The sequence below is a fragment of the Halorientalis pallida genome (assembly GCF_004118325.1).
GTDB classification, from domain to species: Archaea; Halobacteriota; Halobacteria; order Halobacteriales; family Haloarculaceae; genus Halorientalis; species Halorientalis pallida.
In genome coordinates this window covers 136,163-156,960 of the sequence record NZ_RDFA01000005.1, presented here as the reverse complement: position 1 = coordinate 156,960, position 20,798 = coordinate 136,163, and the positions used below count along the sequence as shown (strand labels likewise).

14 protein-coding genes and 1 pseudogene are annotated in these 20,798 nt (G+C 61.3%); 6 read left to right on the top strand and 9 right to left on the bottom strand.

The window, feature by feature from the left end:
- Positions 1 to 210: 210 nt before the first annotated feature.
- On the bottom strand, positions 211 to 1,632 hold the full coding sequence (locus EAF64_RS14280; RefSeq protein WP_129069666.1) for an MFS transporter: 1,422 nt from the start codon (positions 1,630 to 1,632) through the stop codon (positions 211 to 213).
- A 128-nt stretch (positions 1,633 to 1,760) separates the two neighbouring features.
- The gene (locus EAF64_RS14275) at positions 1,761 to 2,618 is read right to left on the bottom strand and encodes an endonuclease/exonuclease/phosphatase family protein (RefSeq protein ID WP_129069665.1); all 858 of its coding nucleotides are present in this window, start codon (positions 2,616 to 2,618) and stop codon (positions 1,761 to 1,763) included.
- Positions 2,619 to 2,750: 132 nt separating this feature from the next.
- Between EAF64_RS14275 and EAF64_RS14270 the strand changes: the two genes are divergently transcribed.
- Positions 2,751 to 3,419, top strand: a complete 669-nt coding sequence (locus tag EAF64_RS14270; RefSeq protein ID WP_129069664.1) for an HAD family hydrolase — start codon at positions 2,751 to 2,753, stop codon at positions 3,417 to 3,419.
- A 270-nt stretch (positions 3,420 to 3,689) separates the two neighbouring features.
- Positions 3,690 to 3,827: pseudogene (locus EAF64_RS14265) on the top strand (site-specific integrase); the annotation flags it as partial.
- An 862-nt stretch (positions 3,828 to 4,689) separates the two neighbouring features.
- Here the strand turns inward: EAF64_RS14265 and EAF64_RS14260 are convergent.
- A complete protein-coding gene (locus tag EAF64_RS14260) occupies positions 4,690 to 5,388 on the bottom strand; it encodes a TIGR00266 family protein (RefSeq protein WP_129069663.1) in 699 nt (232 codons plus the stop codon).
- Between the two features lie 486 nt (positions 5,389 to 5,874).
- Between EAF64_RS14260 and EAF64_RS14255 the strand changes: the two genes are divergently transcribed.
- Positions 5,875 to 6,726, top strand: a complete 852-nt coding sequence (locus tag EAF64_RS14255; protein WP_129069662.1) for a hypothetical protein — start codon at positions 5,875 to 5,877, stop codon at positions 6,724 to 6,726.
- Between the two features lie 945 nt (positions 6,727 to 7,671).
- On the opposite strand, the gene EAF64_RS14250 is transcribed toward EAF64_RS14255, so the two are convergent.
- The gene (locus EAF64_RS14250) at positions 7,672 to 8,691 is read right to left on the bottom strand and encodes a DUF4367 domain-containing protein (protein WP_193767694.1); all 1,020 of its coding nucleotides are present in this window, start codon (positions 8,689 to 8,691) and stop codon (positions 7,672 to 7,674) included.
- A 478-nt stretch (positions 8,692 to 9,169) separates the two neighbouring features.
- Positions 9,170 to 9,889, bottom strand: coding sequence for an SOUL family heme-binding protein (locus tag EAF64_RS14245; RefSeq protein WP_129069660.1), 720 nt, complete (start codon positions 9,887 to 9,889; stop codon positions 9,170 to 9,172).
- Positions 9,890 to 10,392: 503 nt separating this feature from the next.
- On the opposite strand from EAF64_RS14245, the gene EAF64_RS14240 reads away from it, so the two are divergent.
- From EAF64_RS14240 to EAF64_RS14230, 3 genes are all read left to right on the top strand, one after another.
- A complete protein-coding gene (locus tag EAF64_RS14240) occupies positions 10,393 to 10,626 on the top strand; it encodes a hypothetical protein (RefSeq protein WP_129069659.1) in 234 nt (77 codons plus the stop codon).
- Between the two features lie 3 nt (positions 10,627 to 10,629).
- Positions 10,630 to 11,559: a hypothetical protein gene (locus tag EAF64_RS21440; protein WP_227738980.1), complete on the top strand. Its 930-nt coding sequence runs from the start codon at positions 10,630 to 10,632 to the stop codon at positions 11,557 to 11,559.
- Positions 11,560 to 11,685: 126 nt separating this feature from the next.
- Positions 11,686 to 12,663 (top strand): AAA family ATPase, encoded by a 978-nt coding sequence (locus tag EAF64_RS14230; protein ID WP_129069658.1) that lies wholly within the window; start codon positions 11,686 to 11,688, stop codon positions 12,661 to 12,663.
- Here the strand turns inward: EAF64_RS14230 and EAF64_RS14225 are convergent.
- From EAF64_RS14225 to EAF64_RS14215, 4 genes are all read right to left on the bottom strand, one after another.
- On the bottom strand, positions 12,647 to 14,710 hold the full coding sequence (locus EAF64_RS14225; RefSeq protein ID WP_129069657.1) for a DUF7519 family protein: 2,064 nt from the start codon (positions 14,708 to 14,710) through the stop codon (positions 12,647 to 12,649). The genes EAF64_RS14230 and EAF64_RS14225 overlap by 17 nt on opposite strands.
- Positions 14,707 to 16,053: a DUF58 domain-containing protein gene (locus EAF64_RS14220; protein ID WP_129069656.1), complete on the bottom strand. Its 1,347-nt coding sequence runs from the start codon at positions 16,051 to 16,053 to the stop codon at positions 14,707 to 14,709. Before EAF64_RS14220 ends, EAF64_RS14225 begins: the two co-directional genes overlap by 4 nt.
- On the bottom strand, positions 16,050 to 16,736 hold the full coding sequence (locus tag EAF64_RS21805) for a DUF7269 family protein (protein ID WP_449272289.1): 687 nt from the start codon (positions 16,734 to 16,736) through the stop codon (positions 16,050 to 16,052). Before EAF64_RS21805 ends, EAF64_RS14220 begins: the two co-directional genes overlap by 4 nt.
- Before the next feature lie 205 nt (positions 16,737 to 16,941).
- A complete protein-coding gene (locus EAF64_RS14215; RefSeq protein ID WP_227739013.1) occupies positions 16,942 to 20,613 on the bottom strand; it encodes a transglutaminase TgpA family protein in 3,672 nt (1,223 codons plus the stop codon).
- Between the last annotated feature and the right edge of the window lie 185 nt (positions 20,614 to 20,798).

Below are 20,798 nucleotides of genomic sequence, written 5' to 3'. Positions count from 1 at the left end.
AAACTCGCGCCAGCTATAGTTCTTTTCTGCCGGTATACCTATCCATTTGTGAAGATATGCGTGTAGCTATTGTTCGTGGCTGGAATCTATGCTTGGCATCAGGTGAGCTGAGTCCGCGACGGCCAGTCGACACACGGTATCGCATACCCCACGGGTCTGATGGGAGATGGCCCCGTACCGAGCAACAAGGACAGCCTGTGGCCCTCTCTATCAGGTTCCTGATCCACCGTCGGCGGCGGCCGTACGCGAGACGGCTCCGTCGCCGTCGACGGCGGCCTGTGCGTCTCGTGCGGCCTGCCGACCCTCCTCGACGTCTACAAACCACAGGATGACCATTCCGCCGACGAAGAACACGAGCAGGGAAACGATACCCAGGCGACTCGACCCGGTCACGCTCCCGATGACTGAGAACAGAAGCGGGCCGAAGATACCCGCGAACTTCGAGCTGATGCTGAAGAAACTGAAGAACTCCGAGGACTTCGACGCCGGGACGAGGGTGCTGTACAGCGAGCGACTCAGCGCCTGGGTGCCACCCTGGACAGTCGCGACGACGGCCGCGAGCACCCAGAAGTGCCAGGCTTCGGAGATGAAGTATCCGCCGACGGAGACGCCCGCGTAGACGACCAGGCCGATGAAGATGCCCCGCTTGGCACCGATGCGGTCACCGAGCGACCCGAACGCGAAAGCGAAGGGAATGCCGAGGAACTGCACCAGGACGAGCGCGCCGATGAGGTCCTGCTGCCCGATGCCGATGGTCGCGCCGTACACGGTTGCCATCTTGATGATCGTCCCGATGCCGTCGGCGTAGAGCCAGAACGCCAGCAGGAATACGAACAGCTGGCGGTACTGGCGCACCTCCGAGAACGTCCGCCGGAGTTGCCCGAACCCCGCACGGATCGGCGAGGGGTTGGATTCGAGCTCCTCGGCAGTCCGGTTTCGGGGCGCGGGCTCGTCGACATACCGGAAGATCGGAATCGAGAACACGGTCCACCAGACCGCGACCGACAGCATCGCCCATCGCGATGCACTCGCATTGTTGCTGATGCCGAACGTGGACGGGCTGAGAATCCAAGCGAGGTTGAGTACGAGCAGGACGCCACCACCGAGATATCCCAGCGCGTAGCCGGCGGCCGACAACCGATCAGTTCCCTCTTCATCGGTGACGTGGGGCAGGAGCGAATCGTAGAAGATGTTCGCACCCGCGAAGCCGACGTTGGCGACGACGAACAGTGACGACGTCAACAACCAGTCACCCTCCCGGGTGAAAAACAGGGCTGCAGTGAACACGACGCCGAGCGTGAGAAACCCGGCCAGGAACCGCTTTTTTGCCCCGACGTAGTCGGCGACCGAACCGAGAACCGGGGCGACGAGTGCGATCACCAACAGTCCAGCCGCGGTCGTGTACCCCCAGTAGACCGAGGCGGTGTTGCCTGACAACCCCGCGCCAGCGACGGAGGCATAGTACACCGGCAACACGGCTGCCATGATGGTCGTCGCGAACGCGGAGTTGGCCCAGTCGTACAGTGCCCAGCTGAGACGCTCCCGGCTGTCCAGCCCGAGTCGCGTCCCGAGCTTGGCGAGTCGTCCCCCGCTCACGACCACCTCACCCAGTTGCCCGCCAGTCTCTTGCATGACCCTGTGCCCGCAGCGCGTGTGTCCCGCATTACACCGTTCAAGCGACTGTGCCGACATTAATCATCGGAAAAAATATATGTTTTAGAGTGTTGATGTGGCGAGCGATATAGAGAGCTACAGTCGGGTCACGATTCGTCGCCCGTACCGGGGTTGAGGTCGGCGACGACGGGGAGGTGGTCGGAGGGGTACTGCCCGTCAGCGTCGGTATAGGCACAGACGCCGGTCCGGACCACGTCTACAGTGGGAGTCACGAACACGTGGTCGATGCGCTTTGACACCTGGTCGGGGTCGTCGGGTGCTGTCCCGGCGTAGGTGACGCTTGGCCCGTGATGCGGGCTGGCAGCGACCGTCCGCGCGTCAGCCAGCGGCGTCGCCGACGTGAGATAGTCGTACGGGTCCGAACCTGGTGTGCAGTTGAAATCACCGGCCAGCGCGACTGCGTCGATCGCTTCTATCGGAGCCGTCGAACCGTCCTCGACGGTGTCGTCGGTGCCGGTCAGCCAGTCGACGAGTAGTCGGGCAGCCTCCACGCGTGCGTGTTCGGACTGGTGATCGAGGTGAGTGCTGACGACGAGCAGCGTCGTCCCGGTAACCCTGTCAGTCAACCGGACGTGCGTGGCGAAACGTGGGTACGTGGCACCCCAGTCGACCGAGCCCAACTCCTCGGGCGTCTCCGAGAGCGCGAACACACCCGCGCCTTCACGCTCGAATCGGTCACGGCGATAGCCCACCGGCGTATGTTCACCGCCGGCAGCGCGCTCGCCGTACCACTCGTAGCCGTCGACTCGCCCTCGGAGGTCGGGGAGCTGGTCCCCCCAGACCTCCTGCAGTGCGATCACGTCCGGTCGGTGGAACCGGAGCGTGCTCGCGACAGACTCGCGCCGACTGTCCCACGACCACTCGGGCGTGCTCTCGATGCCTGCGTAGTACACGTTGTAGCTCAGGAATCGGATCTCGTCGGCCCAGTGGCCACCGTCCTGCATGTGTTCCGACTGTCGTGCCGTGGGATTAATAACACCGATGGCGGCAGCTTCTGGACGAGATGGTCCATCCGGAGACCTCGTGACTGTCCGGAATCAGCGGAGCTTCAAGTAAGGGGGCCGTACGAGCAGGCGATGGCAGCCTTCGACGCGGTCTGTTTCGACATGGACGGGGTCACTGTTGAGACGGCCGCCGCCTGGTACGAGATCGAACGAAATCACGTTCTCCCGAGTGCGGTCGCGACGGGGACCCCACCACCGGACGCCATCCGTGCACTTGGCGTCGATGACGCGTACGACCGACTCCGCTCGCTCGACGGCGTTTCGCTCGCCGTCGACCGCGAGACGTTCGCAACCCTCTACGAGGAACGGGTCGAAGAGGTGTATCGTGAGCGGGCGACGCTCATGCCAGGGTATCAGGACCTGCTTAAGACTCTCGCGGCCGACGGCCTCGCGCTCGGACTCGTCTCCGCCTCCAAGCGTGCCTGGGTCGAAATTGTGCTCGACCGGTTCGAACTCCAGGACGCTTTCGAGGTGGTCGTCGGTGCCGACGATATCGGCGGCCCCTCGAAACCGGACCCCGGGATCTACGAACACGCCGCCGATCAACTGGGCGTCACTCCTGGCCGGGCTATCGCTGTCGAAGACTCCCCGCACGGGGTCACCGCCGCGACGGCTGCCGGCATGTACTGCATCGCACTGCGCGGGGACGGCAACGCCGAGGCCGACCTCACAGCGGCCGACACCGTCGTCACTGATCCCGCCACGCTACAGGCCAAACTCCGTGCCATTACCGCAGAGTGACAGCCGCCACACGCTGGGGACACCCACGTACTGGCGCCGGTCCCTCACCGCCGTACGCGTCGGTCCCGCTCCAGTTGTTACCCTCCTTCCGGTGGAGTCGCCAATTCGTCGGAGAGAGGGACCTGACGGTTCGCTCTGCGGATGGTCGTCACGTACCAGGCCGGTCCAGGTCTCGACGCCGGGAAATGCCAGCGTCTGTGTGTGCGTCGGGACGTCGCGGCGGTCGTCGTCGTCGGCCCTTGGAGTCGCGACCAGCGGTTCGGGAAGCATGTGCGAGCCTTCGGGTACACCGTCGCAGCCCGATACCTCGATAACTCAGAAGAGATGGTCCGGGAACGGTATTCACACATCGAAGCCGGTGAACTCGGCGACGTCGCGACCGAGGCGCTTGACGAAGTGGACCGGTAACGTGAGAACCGGTCCGGAAAACCGGAAACGACCCCATCAGCCGTATGTACCCTCCGGCCTCGGTGGTGTGGGTCGGTCAATACCACCGTTCCGTAGCCAGCTGACGGCGTTACAGGAAAACTGGGAAAGCCTCCGCCGGATGCTTCGACGTCGATCGACGTACGACGAGCTCTGGACCCAAGCCCAGAGGCACGCCGACGGCGGCGGTACGACAAATCCATCCGAGCCGATGCACGCCGCACTACGCTCGACGTGCCTCGAACAGCAGCAACGTATTAACCAACTCGAACAACGTTTGCGAAAAAGACGAAGACTGTCAGTTTCGGACGCCACGGAGCGGTTAGGTGAGGGGAGGTTCAGTCAGACGAATCGTGGAAGAACGAATAGTACAGTGAATCCTCCAGCGATTGCGACAGCGGTCCAGAAAGCGAGTTGCTTGACTTGATCTTTCCGTCCAGAACTGGATCTGTCTGTCGGCATATTCTAGTATTCCCACAGAAGGTCATCAGTTGTCCAGACCGGTTTCTGTCTCTGAAACAGTGCGAAACCCACTCTTGCACGGAGCTAGTAGGGCGTTCGCCCCAGGACAGCTAACACCCCTCTCAGACAGTCGCAGTTGCCCTGAGTTGCCCGACTGTCGTTGGCATGCCACGACTGCGGTGGTGGCGGCGTGCGCGTTTTCGCGAGTGTCGGCGGCGCGGCCGACGGGGTCACGAAGTGGCAGAGGCCCCAATCGAGATAGACCCTCCCGCTACCGAGTCATCGACCTAACTGAATGTCCGTTCGACAAGCCGATATACTGGGCGAGTAACCGAATCACTCGACATCGACTCGGCGCTACTACGGGAGTGCCATCGACGTGTCAGAACTCGATTGTGGCGTCGTTGTCGTCGCTGGTCGGGAGCGCACTGGCGATCGTATCGACGAACGAGTCCAGGCCGCGGGTCTGATACCAGACGTTGCCGGGTCCGGTGAACTCCATCACGAGCCCCTCGCCGCTGAGCAGGGTCGACTTGAGGTCGCCAACGCGCCTGGCGTCGAAGTCGACACTGCCCTCCCAGGCTACGACGTTCTCGTTGTCGATGATATACGACTCCCCGTGATCGAGCGACACCGTCTCGATGCCGCCGAAGGCCTCGAGGAAGACGCGCCCCGATCCCGTCAATGCGAGTGGCGTAATGCTCGCGCCGGCCAACATCGACTTCAGACCGCCGAACTCCGAATCGATGTCTATCGGTGGTTCCGCTGCCAGGAACGCACCATCGACGGCGTAGAGCGTTCCGTCGTCGAGAGTGTACTCCCGGATGTCTCCGGGCTTGGGCGGAGCGAGCGTGATGGTCCCGGGTTCGCGCTCGGCAGTGAACTCGTTGGTAAACAGCGACTCGCCGCCTAGCATCGATTTGGCAGAACTCAACAGTCCGTCTCGCGACGACGACGTTTCGATGCTGACCGACGGCGTGTGGCTAACCATCGCGCCGGGTTCGGCGAGGATCGTTTCCTCGACCTCGAGCGACACGACGAGGTGAGCGTACGAAGGGCGGTGGGTGATCTCGGTTTCCATAGTGGGTCAGGACTGAGTATCCGAGTAGCTCTTGTTCACCCACTCTGTTAGAAGTGTCGCCATAGCGACTCCTATGGAGTTTCGTAACGGCGGGGCTCACCCGCGTCGTAACCGTGACACTCGACAGTGTCGGAGGACACTGGTCCCACACTGCCAGCACTCGACGACGATTCTGACCCACGACCGGGCAACAGCTGGTGAGAACCGTCCGGCCATACACCGTCTCGTTCTTTCGGTCGCGTTGACCCCTCAATCGGTGATCGGTTCCAGCATCCTCGCTGAATCCATCGCACACATCTCGTACAGGTGAACCGGCCAAACTGAGCTTCTCGAATCGCCGGATCCCAACGTTCACCGACGATACGACAGAAGCCGGGTCGCGTCGGGTGTACAGATAAAGATTAGGGGATCCTTGCTCGTCCAGAAACGAGGCACACGTATCTATTCACTGTCGGTCCGAACGTGTATGCACGGACGTTCACACAGATGCCATCTCCACCCACGGACAGTGACTACGGCAGACGGATCGCTCGTCGAAGTCGTCGGAAGTTCATGCTCGGTGCCGTTGCCACGGCAGCGCTGGCCGGATGTCTCGACGACAGTGGCTCCGGCGACGGTACCGTGGACGAAACCGACGACAGGGAACCCACGGAACCGATCGATACACCGACGACTCCAGAACCCACCGACGATGGGGGAGGCGGAGGCGAACAGAGCCTCTCGCGCGCCGAAGCCAGAGAGTTGCTTCCCCCGGAGTCGCTGGCCTTTCGATACGAACCGCCACTGGGCAGTTCGTTCGGGGAGTTGTGGGCCGCAGTGGTCGGGGAGACGGACGCGGCGGCCGTCCGGGCAGAGGCGGAATCGGGCGGCTACAACGAGGTTGCCCCGCAGGACGGGACGGTCGAGGGCTACCTCGGTGTCCCCGTTCAGGTCGACACCGACGGAGACGAAGTGACAGTGTTCGCCGTCACCGACGACGGTACGAGTGGCCCCGTGGCCACGGTTCAGGTTCCGACCGACGAGCTCACGGCCGCGGAAGCGAGACAGGCTGTCCCACCCGAGGTGCTGTCGTTCAGCTACGAACCGCCCGAGGGGGGTGACCTCGGAACCCTCACCATCGAAGTGACGTCGGACACCGACGCGGATACGCTCGTTGCACAGCCACAGGAAGCGCCGGGACTGTTCACCGACCGGGTCGGCAACTTCGCTGACGACGAAACGATCGCGGCCGGGACCACGCTCGAAGTCGCCGCCGACCCCGCCGGCGAGGAAGTACGGATCTTCGCGAGCGTCGACGGTGCGACAGGCGAGGTTACGCGCTGGCAGGGCCCCGAGTGACGCACAGCCCTCGCTATCGGGCCACCGAACCTGAGTGTGTTCCCGCTCGGTAGGCACAGCTACCGAGCAGACAATTCGACGGAGAGTAGCCGAAAGCAGCGGAGTCGTCCGCGCGTGTCGATCTGCGTATCACGCGTGCCGTCTATCGCGTCTCGGTCGCGCCCGATACCGACCACGAGGCTGCCGTCGAGTGTCTCGTCGGAAGTCGACAACACGAAATGTCACTCGTCGAGCCCGTGAACGATCTCGTGAGTGTCTCTGAGAGGGTCTTCTGCCACTTCGTCGTGCCACGGGGCGTGAGACTAGTCCGATTCCAGTTCTGTCTGTCAGCGACTGGACCAGTGTCCTCGACGTAGTGGTAGGGAGTCGAAAAAATCGTGGAGGGTCCTGTAGGTGGGGAGGGTCGGGTAGCCTATCCCTCTGGGTCGTCGCAACCGTTGTGCTGCCGGGTCCGCTGTGCCCGGATCCGATCGGCGATGTCACGAGGGTCGGTATCAGTGCGTTCCATGGGGGACCAGCTGACAGCGGACTGTCGGTCGGCGATCGGAGCGTGTACCAGGGACCAACCGTCAGCAGCTGTCAGCGTCGTGCACTACTTCCCGTGTCGTAAAGACTCCCGCCGACGTGTTTCGGGGCCTGAAACAGTGCTGGAACCGGTATCCACACAGACCGACGGCTGTCACCGTCGGAGAGCGAAAGGGATTCGGCATATCCGACTTCGAGACGGTCGAAGACCGACGAGGTCTCCCGAGCCGAAACTGGACCGTTCCGAGACAACGACCGAAAAAGGTGGGGAGTGTGGAAGTGGTCGGTGGCCAGCGGGGACGGCTCTGAGCCGTGGTCAGATACTGGGTATCCCGCCTCTGACCCGGGGCGGGTACGTCGGGGGAGGAGACGTAGGCGTATCGACCGGGTCGCAGTATTGCAGGGTCTGAAACACGCGCTTTATTCGCCCTCGATTGGCTCGGCTATCTCGATCGTCTCCGATTTCGAGAGGTCGCCATAGACGGTGTAGGTGTGGTTACTGGACTTCCAGACCAGGATCGAGGAGCCGTCGAACTCGTTGTACCAGCCAGTCTGGGTACCGATGTCGACGGCCTCGAACACGTCGTTGTCGCTGTAGTTGTAGCCGGTTTCGTCTCGCTTCGAGAGGCTCACGTCGCCGTCTGAGCCGTTCGTGTAGCGAAGGCGCACCACCGAGTAGTCGTCGCCCTCGGAGAGGTAGGCCGACTCGAACTCGTATTCGTCGGGAACCTCGGGTGAGGGCACAGACATTTCGGCTTCCGAGCGGACATCCGAGAGTGAGTCGAACGTGTGTCGTTCGTGATGACGCGGCTCGGGTTCGCTTGCGTTTGCCGGGATGTCGATGGTGAATCGCGAGTCCGACAGGTCCTCGTTCAGGCTGACGTTCGAGAACTGCATCGTCATGGTGTAGTTGACACGCTCGGTGTCGGTGTCGACGGTCACCGTCGTCGGGAAGTACGTCTCGGTGTCGACCCATACCGTCGCCGTCACGTCAGCGTTTCGTTCGGTGGTGGTGTTCGGAATCACACGGAGTCGATAGACCTCGTCGCCGTCGACAGTCGCAGTGGCCTCGTACTCGAACTCGGCGGACCCGACCATGCGCGTGACCATCGTCGAGACGTTCGAGGTCATGTCGTACGTATTGTACCGATTTTCGTCGGGCGTGTACGTGATCGTCCCGGTTTCGTTCCGGACGGTGATCGTCTCAGAACCAGCACTGGACTCGACGACTTCGCGTCGGAGCCGATCAGTCTCGAAGTCGGCCCAGAGTTTCGTCTTGGTCGTCGAGGTGTCGTTCCCGTCCATCGTGATCTTCGTCGTCTGCGTGGCTACCAGCGTGTCTATCGACTCGACTCGCTGTTCGAACGTGTCGACGATCTCCTCGCCGGACACGTCGGACGGTCCGTCGTCGGTCGGTGTACTGCCTATCGGCGCTGCCACTGCGGCAGCACCGGTCACGGCACTGGAGACCAGGAGGAGGGCTCCGAACGTCGCGACCAATCTGGAGGGCCGAAAGTCGTCAGCGGACATTGCACTCCGATCTTTCGCCCCTTCCCCAATAAGACGGGAAACTGGATTTCAAACCCGGAACCGCACCCAAAAATTTAAATAGCGGTCGTGCTGCGCGACGGGAAGCAGCTCGTCGCCGAGGCGGCGGGCAGCGGATCGGTCACGCTCTCGCGTGAGCCCGCCGAGTTCGACGACTGCAAGTCCTGAAGACCGGCAAGCGGCGTTTCGGGACTTGAGACGCGACATCGCAGAGACCGTCATTGACGAACGAGAGGCCTCGAAGGGTCGGCTGTGTTGGTTAAACAGGTGTCCGTGATACTGCGGACGTGGCTGGCGGCCCTTCCGAGTCACTGGGGAAGTGATGCCCACGGCCGACACGATCGTTGCCTTCGAAGTTGGCATCCTGGGGCTACTGCGTAGCGCGTGCCGACCGGGCGGGGGCTTTTTCGCCGTATCCGAGTGCCCGCCGACCGCTCACTGAGTCCACCTCGACCACGCCTTCGTTCGTGCGGAGCCAGGGCGACCTAAATGGCGAGTCGTAGCGATGGAGACGGGTCTCGCCAGTGGTTTCGATGTTGTCTGCTGCCAGCGTCTCCCGGGTGGTCTGTTCTTTCAGCGTGACTCGGACGCTCGGCGTCCACCACGAGAAGCCGAGGGCTGCGAGCGTCCGCGGTGGATCGTCGACGAGGTCCACCGCGTCGTTCGTCGGCTTCGGTGCTGTCTCCGGCGTACACTCTGCGGGGAAAGACGACATCGTCACGCCTCCCTCCTGGGTGGTCTCGACGGGTGTAGTCATCGAGATCGACTCGTTCGTCTCACTCGCGCCGGCATCTTCCGGGTCTCCAGGATCCTCAGCATCTGTATCGGTTTCGACGGGTGCGGTCGTCGAGAGGGACATGCCGCCGTGGTTCGGGCTATCGATGTACTCGAAGAGACGGAAGAACGCTTCGTGCTGGTCTGTGGCGGCGGTTCTGACCCGAACCGTCTCCGGATAGCGTCGGAGTTCGACGCCGTCGATCCGCTCGACCGTCCTGTACGGGACACGTTCTGTCACACGGTTTTTGACCAGGTCCGCGGCCGTCCAGATCGTCGCGGCGGCCAACCCGATGCCAGCGAGACTAGCTCCCACCTTCGCTTTCGTTTCCCAGGCCGTACCCCAATTTCACCGCGCCGCTGCAAAAACCATCTCCCGTTCGAAACTGTGGCTCACACGGAATGCCACGCTAACCACACCACAACGCGATCGGGCTCTCCCGATACGCCCGTGGATCGTGGACTCGACGCCGACGTCCACGGGTTTGGGACGGACACCGTCACCCTCTACCAGGTCGGCTGCTGGGACGACGACACGCCCAGCACCACGACCCGCGGCGAGTCGGTGCGAGAGACTGTCGCTTCGACCCCAAAGCGACCGAGCCGTTCGTGCATGAGCCACTTCGGTACGTTCTCCCGTCGTTTGCTTCACAGGGTGGGACTTTCACCCATCGGTGCCAACGAGATCTCCACGGGATCACTGTTCGTGGGTCACTCGTCGAGTGACCAAATTCCGGCAGGAGACACGTTTGTGGTGTCCATCCAGCACGTAATGTCAACAACTATTACTATCTTCTTTCGTCGCGTAGAGTGAGTAATATGCTAGAGCAGCTCCGAAGAATAAATCGACAGACTCGCATCCAGTACGGCCTCATGTTCACGTTCGGGGTACTCTGTATCCTCACGGCGTTTGCACCGTTGGACGAATCGATCCGCATCACGGTCGTCGGGACCCTCTTCGGGTTCACTGCCGGCATCTGGATTGCTCACCTCGTCCAAGTGCTCGGACGTGCTGCACGGACGAACCAGACCGACATCACGGTGGGTGACTGACCGATGACTCAGGATCGTCTCGTCGACCACTCGAATGCCACGACAGAGAGGGAGACCGATTCGACGTTCCTCGCCGGGATCGAGTTCCTGACGGGGCGGGACCCTAACCTCGGGTCGTTCCTCCTCGTCGTCGGGATCGTGACCTGTGTCTTCATCGCGCTGTTCCAGTTCACACTCCCGGACCCGATTTCCCACCTGCTTACCGCTGGTGTGCTCATCGTCACTGTGTTGAGCGCTGTCTTCGCGGCACTGCTCGACCGCCTCGGCTACTTCGAACAGTCTCCTGTGGCCACTGCCGAGTCAAGCGACCGCCGGACCACTGGCAAGCCCTGGGTCCCCAGCAAACAGCCGTCCGCACCCCTGCCACCAGTGATCGACTTCGACGCCGAGCTCGAGGTCTACACCGATATGTACGACGGCGCGCTCCCGGCAGCGTTCGGCCCGTTCATCGAAGACTACCGCCGTCTGCAAACCAACACCGAAAACCGCGCCACTATCGCCAGCGACCTGTGTGCCGATCTCAATCCGATCGGCGCCACCTTCGAGGCGGGCACTGCGGGCGACCGAATCTACGAAGAGATGTCCGAACGGCTCTTTCAGTACATCAGCCCACAGCACACGCACCTGACGATAGACCGTGTCACATTCTACGACGAGACTGATACGAAGACCCCCGTCGAGGAACTCGAAGAACGTGCTGGGCGCGTCGAACTCGTCATCACGAACGAGGGTGAGGAAGCCGAGATAGAGGCCGTCGTCGAGTTGTTGGACAAGGATGACTCAGTTATCGCCAGTCGAACCTGTGCCGTGGGTCTGCTCACTCCGGGCGCCACGAAAGCCGTCGAAACCGAGGTTTTCGTTCCTGCGGAGGCCGAGCGTGCCAGCACGACTCTCCGTGTCTCTGACTCCGGACAGACTGTCTCGGCTACCTGAGCCAGGTCTCGAACCCTCACCGTGCCTCCGTGGCACTCTGTTTTCTCGTCCCGTTCACCACTCACGTGCAGCGTGAGAAGCCGATCTGTAGCAATTACTATTTGATTGCAGTACGATACTCGTGTCATGGAACCAACAACGGCGGGGGAGAGATGTCAGGCGACCCTCGATCGGGTGAGTGATGCAGTCATTGCAGAAAATGACTTCCTCTCCACAGTTCTGACGGGTGTACTTTCCCGGGGGCATGTCCTCATCGAGGACGTCCCTGGAACCGGGAAGACCCTCACAGCACGAACACTCGCGGAGACCCTGGGGCTCAGTTTTTCACGGATTCAGTTCACTCCAGATCTCTTACCAACTGATGTGACGGGAACGCACATTTTCGACGAACAGGAGAATACCTTCGAATTCAACGAGGGCCCAGTGTTCGCGAACATGGTACTCGCGGACGAAATCAATCGCGCACCGCCAAAGACCCAAGCGGCGTTACTCGAAGCCATGGGTGAAGGGCAGGTGACGGTCGACGGAGATCGATTCGACCTCCCGGAACCGTTCTTCGTCATCGCGACACAGAACCCGGTCGAGCAGGAGGGGACGTTCCCGTTACCTGAAGCTCAACTCGACCGATTCATCATCAAGACCGAGATGGGCTATCCTGGACCTGAGGGTGAACTCGAGCTCCTGAATCGACGGGAAAAACGGAATATGAAGATTCCAACCGCGGACACGCAGTTGACGCCCGACGAGGTCCAGGCCCTCCAGCAAGTCCCAGAGCAGATCACAGTCACCGAGGATCTCAAACGATACATGATTCAGCTGACGCAGGCGACGCGAGACGACAACCGAACGAATATCGGCGTCTCGCCGCGTGGTCTCCAGCGACTCTACGAGGCGAGCCGGGCGCGAGCCGTTATGCTGGGTCGGGATTACGTCACACCAGAGGATGTCCAGCAGCTTGCTCAACCGGTCTTGGCGCACCGGCTCGTTCTCGAGACCGAGGCGAAGGTGAACGACGTCTCGAAACGGGACATCGTCGACAACGTTCTGCAACGAGTATCGGTCCCCGGTGCCGAAAGCAGTGGGGGAGCTAGTCCCGCAAACTAAACAGGAGCGTGATCATTCCACCGATCGAGAACACCAGCCCGAGCAGGAGCTGCGGTGTGCTACCCGAGAACTGCACGCCGGTTGTAACTCGATACCCTCCGTAGGCCAAACCAGCGGCCAGCCCAGCAGCAACGAATCCACCGACGGAGTGGACGAGTTCTACTTCCTTCGTTTCGGTGTGACGACCAAGGCGGGAGCCAAGCGCCGCAGCGTACTGCCCAAGATCCCAGATATAAAACACCCCAGCTATCGCGACGAACATGATCAGAGGTGAGGCTGCAGCGTCGATCAAACCTAGAGCGATGGCCGCGAGCAAGACGAACCCACAGCCAAGGGCCAGCCCACTGGTGTCGTTGGGGACGACGTTGAACAACTCCAGCAGATAGACCGCGTACAGGAGGAGTGCGATCACAACAACCCCGAGGTAGGAACCGGCGAGGAGCAAGGTTACCGGCCCAAGGAGACGATAGAGACCGTACACTGTTCGTGCGAAGGCCTGTTGCTCCGCCAGTTGTGCGAGCGTCGTTTCGAGCTGTGACACGACGACCGGTGCGCCCACACTGATCACGAAGAGCACACTGACGTAGCCCAGAATACTGACAAATACAGGTCGCCGATTCGAGTCCAACAGTATGTACTTCCGGATGGCAGCGAGGATGGGAACCAAACAGAGAACGCTGAGGATCCCCAGCAGCAGCCAGTGATATAGCACTGTGCGGCCGATACCCCAAGCCATCTGGAACACAGCTTCGGAGAGTGTGGCGACGGTTGGTCCATACCCTGTCACCCCGGTGGGTGTTTCGACAGTGAGCCCTACACTGGATATCAACACGGCAAGCGGATACAAGCCAAATATCAGGACATACCAGAGTCGGCTCCCGATAGCCTCGACGAAACGGGACCGCCCGTCGGTAAACAGAATCTGGAATACGGGCGGGACGACAGCTGCAGGAACACGGGCTCGAAGCAGTCCGAACCCCACGATCACGAATGCGAGTTCCCCGAGCAAGACTCCAAACGGAGCGACTCCTGTCGACGAACTCTGGAGGAACCGCTCGACGGCAGCGACACCAGCTGTCAGTAGCTCGTAGACGAGCGGGCTGTCCAGTGAGAGGGTTACGATGCCAGCCAGCGGGAGCGCCAGGCTGATCGTTAAGAGGGACGATTTCACGCGCTTTCGGACAGCCGACCGGAGGCCGACAGTGAGATCGAGCGTCACGGTGCTGAGACCCAAGATAAGAGCCACGCTCGCGAGGGTTGGAAGGGTGCCGGAACTGAGTCGTACAGCTAGACCGATCGACCCGAGGAACGCGATCGAACTCACGACGAGCAGGAGACTACCGGCAACGACGTACTGAGGTTTCTCACTCGTGAGTGCCAAGAACGTCAGTGTGAAGAGTGCAGCCGACCCGAGGCCGGCAGCAAACGCACCCGCCAACCCAACTGGAACCGCGATCAGGGCACTAACGACCACTGCCACGAGAATCGCCGCCATTGAGCTCAGACGCGTGGGCAGTCGGACCAGCGGGTCTGAATCTAGCACAGTCGCACTGCTGTCTGTTTCCCAATTGAGACGTGCTGCAGAGTCGGACGACTCGGCTGTCTCGTCCTCGGCCGTCACTTCAGTATTAGCTTTGGACGTATCGGGTTCAACGCCTTCGGTCTCTGTCGGGGCGTGCTCGGTCGGTGCGGAATCCGCTGGATCTGGGTGGTGCGACTCCGACAGCCCCTTCCACCCCTCCGTCACAGGATCGAACAAGGGCACCGGGTTTGGCCGGTCCTCGTCGGGGGCAAAGTGAGGACGATAGAGATAACTCTCAGGGTCGAGGTCGCCGATCCCGGATTTCAGATAGCCCACTTGGGCGATATTCAGTTCGTCAACGTCGTTCGACAGCTCCGTTTCGCTTGCCTGATAGACCTCCCACACCGTCCGGTAGCCCTCGCGAGCGATGGCATTCGCTCTTCGTTCTTCGATTGTCTCGATGTCACTCAGTTCCAGAACGGGGCGGTCTGGATCGTGTTGTTCGTCACTGGAGGGCTCGGTCATAGTTGCCCCTCCAGTGTTCGGGTGATGGCCGCAGCGAGGGGTTGATCAGGGTCCCAAGAAATCACACCAACCCCTGTTCGGCGAAGCTTCGTGATCCGGACGTCCCGGTCGATGGACTCGAGCTGTCCACCGGCTGTCTCTCGTGTCGTCACATCTGGGCTCAGTACGGTCACCGCATGTCCGAACGACTGGAGGTAGGTCGCTACGTCTCCGGGGAACGAATCGATAAACGGCGAGACGAGGATTATATTTGTGCGGCCTTTGAGACGCCCATCGAGTGATTCCAGGGAACGCTGGACGCCCCCGTCTCCATCCGCGACAGTGCGTTGACTTCGAGTTGTCGAACTGCCTGCCATCGAAGTAGAGCTTGATCGACGGGTTAGCGTAGTCGTGTTGTTCGACCAATCGCCAGCGACCGCCTCACGGAACGCAAGCGTCGTTCGCGCTTTGTGATCGGGGCCGCGAGCGGGCGGTAGCAACTCAATCCGCGAACCAGTGTAAAACGCGACACCGGCTTCCGTCCCATACGTGAACAATGGGTCGAGTAAGCGACGGGCCGCATATACACTCAGTTCAGTTGCGGGGGGATCGATTTGCCGTCGTGCAACGTCGACGTCCGAGCGGAGATCGACGAGGACGACGACGGGTGCACCTTTCCGTTCACGGAATTCGACGGTGGTCAACTCACCTTCTCTGGCATAGCGGTTCCAATCGATTCGGTTGACGGGATCGCTGTGCTGGTGTTCCCTGATGGCATAGAACTCTGTCCCAGTCCCGCCATCGTCCGTTGGGACCTGTCCGGTGTGCTTGTGCGTTAGTTCTCGTTCGAGCGGTTCGTGAACGGCCGCATCGCAGGTTAGCTCTGTGTTGCCGGTCGCTGACTGGCCCTGCTCACGCTGGTCGGTACTGCTGAAGCCTTGGCCATTCAGATACGTGTCTCCGAACGCGTGGATACCACGCTTTGCGATAACGCTATAGGTAACCGTGGTCGATTCCCCTGGTCGCAAAGCAGTCGCCCGTCGCGGAGACCCACTCGCGACACCGAGTTCTGCTGGTACTCCGTCGACGACCTGGAGTTTGGGGACCGTGCTCGAGCCTTCGTTCGTCACAGTGAGTGTAACGGTAACTTCCGAACCAGGGGCTGGGTTTGACTCGTCGAGTGTTCGACTCACCGCAAGATCGAGTTCGGGGAGTGCGGTGAGTTGGCCATATAAGAGGTAGCTGACCGGTGCGATCGCAGCAACGAGGACCGCTCGATTTCCGGTAAAGACGCCGATCGCACTGATGAGAATCGCGACGACGACGAGTGCCGTCAGTCGATTCGTTGATCGGGTCTCGCTCATTCACCGCCCTCCGAGGTCGTAGTTTGGGTATGCGCAGTTGCATACGCCCCGAGTGCATCGACAGTGTGGCGGATTCGCCGCTCCTCCCGTGGCATCGGCCGAAGCCAATCCCATAGTTCCGTTCGCCACCCCGGTCCGGCGACGGACGGCCCGCCCAGAAAGACCGCAGCCCGTGGATCGTCAGTCCACTGGCCAGTGTCGACGCGTTCCGAGGCGGTCTGTTCATCGCATCCCTCGTATACGGTTTGCAGTTCGATCGCTCGCTCACGCAGGTTTCTTTCGATGCGGTCGATGCCATTATCTCGACTCGTCGACTCGATGGCTGCGAGGTGCTCGTCGAACGCCGTTCCAACCTGTTCTGCAGGAGATGTCTGAATTGACTCCGGCGGGTAAGGGAGCGGATTTCTATCTCGATCCGATGTCGATGAACGACCAATTCCCAGGACGTGACGGCCCAGATAAATCAGGATCCCACCAGCGAGGGCTGTGACGCCGAGTGCCTGCAACAAATTGTTCCGAATCGAGTCACTCAGCCGCGAGACTGGGACCCGATCGAGCGGTAACAAGGCCGGTCGGAAGAGGACGACCATGGTGAGACAGACCAGTACCAGACCGATTCCCGCTAGCAATAGCCGAGTCACACCGCTGACACTCCAGCGGCTTGCCGTCCCACCATCAGTCATCAGTCGTGGATCTGTACTGCCTGTAGCGCAATCGTCTCGCGATGACCGCCATCCGGTGAGACGGAGGCCCGTGAAGCGAGGGGTTCCTCGTATCTCGCTGCTGTCGCCAGTATCGGACCGTGTTTTGACCTGCTGGAGGAGCCGCCAGCGGATCTGACGGACCACCAGGTAGCCCGCAAGCACAGCGCTTCCGAGCCGGGAATCCCTAGTCATCGGCCGTGCCTCCCTGACTTCGGTCGTGGTCGAGTTCACGGCGGATCCGTTGCAGCGCATCGCGAGCCTGTCGTTCGTCAGCCGTCGTTGGATCCCAGTAACTGTACTCGGCTTTTCGGTACAGTTCGGTGAGTGTCTCGACGGCGTCGGCCGGGAACCCTCGGTCGATCGCCCGTTCTCCGTACTGGACAGGTGTCGTTGCCTGCGGATTCGAGACTTGCACCCGGGCGGTCAACTCGCGCCATGCCTGCTGAATATCGATCCGCCCATCATCCTCGGAAGTCGTGACAGCTGTCCCCTGTGTTGCCTCTGTATCTCTGCTGGTTGCAACACGCTGCACTGACTTGACCCGCCTCCAGATCGCTGCGGCTAGTATGCCTACCAACGCACGTGGGTCTGTCTCCCGAACAGAGACGTAGTAGCGGGTCAGGGCTGATCGAAGCGATGCCCATTGCGTTTGGAACCAGGCTTGGATCCGGTGGTGCTGTCGGTCAAACCACGACGCAATACGACCAGGAGTTGCGCGGAGTGTCGCCAGCGTATCCGAAAGGAGACGCCTGCAGTATGCCTCCAGGCGTTCGAGAAGGCCCACGACGTACGCGATTGCACCGACCACCGATGATACGAGTCGCTGGAGTGCACTCGCTGTAACCTGGTGAACCCGGGCCATGAGACCAATCGGCGACGGCCCTACATCGAGATATCGATCGCTGAGAGTGACGCCAGCGAGCGCCAGTAGTCCCAGGACACCCAAGACGGGCAGAAGAAGAATCCACGACACGGTCGTCGAGCCCCGAAGCTCGCCCCGGCTAACGGTCAGTTTGTAGGAGTTCTGAAACGGCAATGAGACATCGAGGACACCGCTGCTGGCAGTCGTTCCGAGCACACCCCCATTGCCACGGACAGTCGCATTGGGGACTGGCTCACCGTTGATCGTGACTGTAGTCGTGACGGACAGGCCAGGCACTGCTAACCCGCTGGTCGTGACCGTCAGCTCGTCAGGGAGATCGATCGTTCGGTTTACTGCCAGCTCGCCACGGCTCACACCCACGACGATGTCTGGGCGGAAGGGGACCGTGAAGGTTGCATTCCCACTCGCATTCGTCTCCCCGACCCGTTTGCCGTCGAGTCGGACAGTCGCGTTCGGGACCGTCGCGTTCCCGACTGTTGGCTTGACTCGGAGTGATTTCCCTGGGGTTCGCTCGCCAGTCACAGAAATGGCGAGTACCTCGGGCGTGACCGTTGTTGTTGCCCGGGCTTCGCCACGTTCTGCGGTTATGTTCAGCTGCTCCGCATACGGGATGTCGACGATTACATATCCACTCTCGTTGGTCAGACCCACGAACTGGCCGTTTACAGACACTGCAGCCTCAGTAACCGGGAACTGCTCGATCATCGTTCGGACAGGCACCGACTGTCCCGGTGTGGGTGTCTCGGGTGCGACGACTCTCAGACCAGTATCGACGTCGAGCCGAACAGTCCGATTCGATCCATCGTCGCTTTGCTGCGGGCGTTTGGAGACGAAGGGGCCATCGGGTATGACCGCTGTACCGCTGGCGAACCCAATCGAGAGTGTGCTCGACCCTGCAAAGCCTGCCGCCCCTCGCTGAGCCGGACTCCTGACCGACGAAGAGTCGTCCGCCGGTGGTTGAACCTCGATCAGGAGCTCCTCCTGGAACGGGACCCGTGCACTGAGCTGGCCGTTGGTATCTGTCTCCCCGACAGACTCGTTGTTGAACAAGACTGTGACACCGTTCTGGGGTGAGCCACTGCGGGTCACGGTCACCGTAATATTCCGGCCAGAAATTGCCTCGCCATCCACCGAGATGTTGTATGCCGGTGTCGAGGTGTCCTCCGTGGAGTCAGTATCTTCTGATTCCTCTCGTTGCTGAGATTGGTCGCTGCCCTCCTCGCTCGACGACCCTTGCGTTCCCTCTTGGCCTTCTGACCCGCTGTCTTCTCCGCCGGAACTCCCACTCTGTCCTTGCTGGCTCTGCCCGCCCTGCTGGTTTTGCTGTCCACTCCCGGTTTGTCTCCGTTGTCCACGACTCCCGCTCTGACCCTGCTGGCCACTGCCCTCACTCTGTTGTCTTTGTTGCCCGCCTCCGCTGCCCTGCTTATCCGTCTGTCCCGGACCGCCGCTGCCGGATTGTGAACCCGGACTGCCGGACTTTGCGGGACTCCCCTGGCTGGGAGGTGCATATGATTCGCCCTGGGACGCTGGCGTATCGACACCTGCCACCCCCTGTGCGCGAGCGCCGTTGAGCGCCTGTCCCTCCAAGTTTGTTCGAGGACTCGGGGGTGTGGGATCGAACTGGACCCATCCCTCACCAGGGACGTACACCTCGACCCACGCATGCGCATTCATCTTGCGGACGACGACTGTCCCGTCGTCGGTTTTCTGTCCCGGTGAGTAGCCGGTGACGTAGCGTGCGGGGACGTCCTGCGTTCGCAACATTACGACCATCGCTGCGGCGAAGTACTGACAGTATCCACGGTCCATGTCGAAAAGGAACGTATCGACGAAATTCGACGGCGCATCGCGGGCATTCAGCGAGTAATTTTTGTTCGCTTCGAGCCAGCGCTCGATCTGGGCAGCCGTCTCGTAACGGGTGTCAGCATCGCTCGTGAGACTGCCTGTCAACAGACCGACTCTGTCGGGCACGTTGCTCGGCAGTTCGGTGTAGTGTTGGGCCAGCGCAGGTGGCGCGGTTCCGTCTGCCTGCTGAAGCGTTGCTGCAGAGGACGGTGGGAGCTGACTGGAGACTGTATAGCTCTCATTGGCACCCACTGTTTGAGTCGAAACGAGCCGCCCATCGTCTGTGACCCGGCCGTACTCCTCACCGTCGATCAATCGCTGTGGCCGCCACGCAGTTGGCAGTGTCTGCGCGGGCAGTGGTTGTTTGGCGGTGATCTCGTGGATGAAGCGGTCTCCGGCCATGGATGGCTCCGGTACCGACGGCCGATCGTCAACCGTTCGCTGCCACCCGGTTCCAGTGTACTGGTCATATGCCATCGTCCGCCAGTATGCGGCAGTGTCGGCGTCCACGACAAACTGGATCTGTGGATTAGAACGAGACACTGGCCCTCCGAGCGAAGTACGGTTCCCTCGTGACGGGCCGATGACCGATTGCTGAGATCGAGAGGTGGATTGTCCGGACTGCTGTCCACTCCCGCCCGATGCAGATTCCGAGCTTCGTGTGCCACCGCCGTCAGATTGCCCGCTCTGCCCGTGGTCGGATGGATTACTACCTGCCCCCCCGGAGCCTTGCGTTGAATTGGAGGGCTCACTCCTGCCAGCACTCCCGCTCCCAGTCGAGGTTCCGGCTGTACCGTTATTTTCACTCTCCGAGGGCGAGGGTGTCCTGCTGTTGGGGTTGGGTGCGTTTCGACACCGGTCCGATTCAGGAGGTTCTGTCGTCGGCGCTCCTATATCCCGGTCCCGGACGGGCGTGGGCTGCACCGGCGTGTCCTGTTGCTGGTCTTGACCGGGGGTTTGGACAGCATAGGGACATGGATTACCGCCACTCCCCGGTCCCGGTTCTGAACCCGGCCCTGGCCCAGATCCTGAGCCTGCACCGGAACCGGGTGAGTTCCGCGTTGGCTCTCCGGGTCCAGATTGGCCACCGCCACTGCCGCCTGACCCCGACCCGGGTGTTCGCATTCCATCTGCAGTTCCAACACCACCTGTACCACCGCCACTCTGTGACTCGGGCGTCCCACTGTCACCGAGCCCACTGTTGACACCTCCGTCGGTAAGCGGAACCCCAAAAAGTGACGACGCCAGGACAATAGTTCCAATACAGAGCGCTGATAACCCCGCCCCCGAGAGGTCCCGCGACATTGTGT

Coding starts and splice junctions, on each gene's coding strand:
- EAF64_RS14280 (WP_129069666.1), bottom strand. CDS start 1,632: ATGCAAGAGACTGGCGGGCAACTGGGTGAGGTGGTCGTGAGCGGGGGA.
- EAF64_RS14275 (WP_129069665.1), bottom strand. CDS start 2,618: ATGCAGGACGGTGGCCACTGGGCCGACGAGATCCGATTCCTGAGCTAC.
- EAF64_RS14270 (WP_129069664.1), top strand. CDS start 2,751: ATGGCAGCCTTCGACGCGGTCTGTTTCGACATGGACGGGGTCACTGTT.
- EAF64_RS14260 (WP_129069663.1), bottom strand. CDS start 5,388: ATGGAAACCGAGATCACCCACCGCCCTTCGTACGCTCACCTCGTCGTG.
- EAF64_RS14255 (WP_129069662.1), top strand. CDS start 5,875: ATGCCATCTCCACCCACGGACAGTGACTACGGCAGACGGATCGCTCGT.
- EAF64_RS14240 (WP_129069659.1), top strand. CDS start 10,393: ATGCTAGAGCAGCTCCGAAGAATAAATCGACAGACTCGCATCCAGTAC.
- EAF64_RS21440 (WP_227738980.1), top strand. CDS start 10,630: ATGACTCAGGATCGTCTCGTCGACCACTCGAATGCCACGACAGAGAGG.
- EAF64_RS14230 (WP_129069658.1), top strand. CDS start 11,686: ATGGAACCAACAACGGCGGGGGAGAGATGTCAGGCGACCCTCGATCGG.
- EAF64_RS14225 (WP_129069657.1), bottom strand. CDS start 14,710: ATGACCGAGCCCTCCAGTGACGAACAACACGATCCAGACCGCCCCGTT.
- EAF64_RS14220 (WP_129069656.1), bottom strand. CDS start 16,053: ATGAGCGAGACCCGATCAACGAATCGACTGACGGCACTCGTCGTCGTC.
- EAF64_RS21805 (WP_449272289.1), bottom strand. CDS start 16,736: ATGACTGATGGTGGGACGGCAAGCCGCTGGAGTGTCAGCGGTGTGACT.
- EAF64_RS14215 (WP_227739013.1), bottom strand. CDS start 20,613: ATGCGAACACCCGGGTCGGGGTCAGGCGGCAGTGGCGGTGGCCAATCT.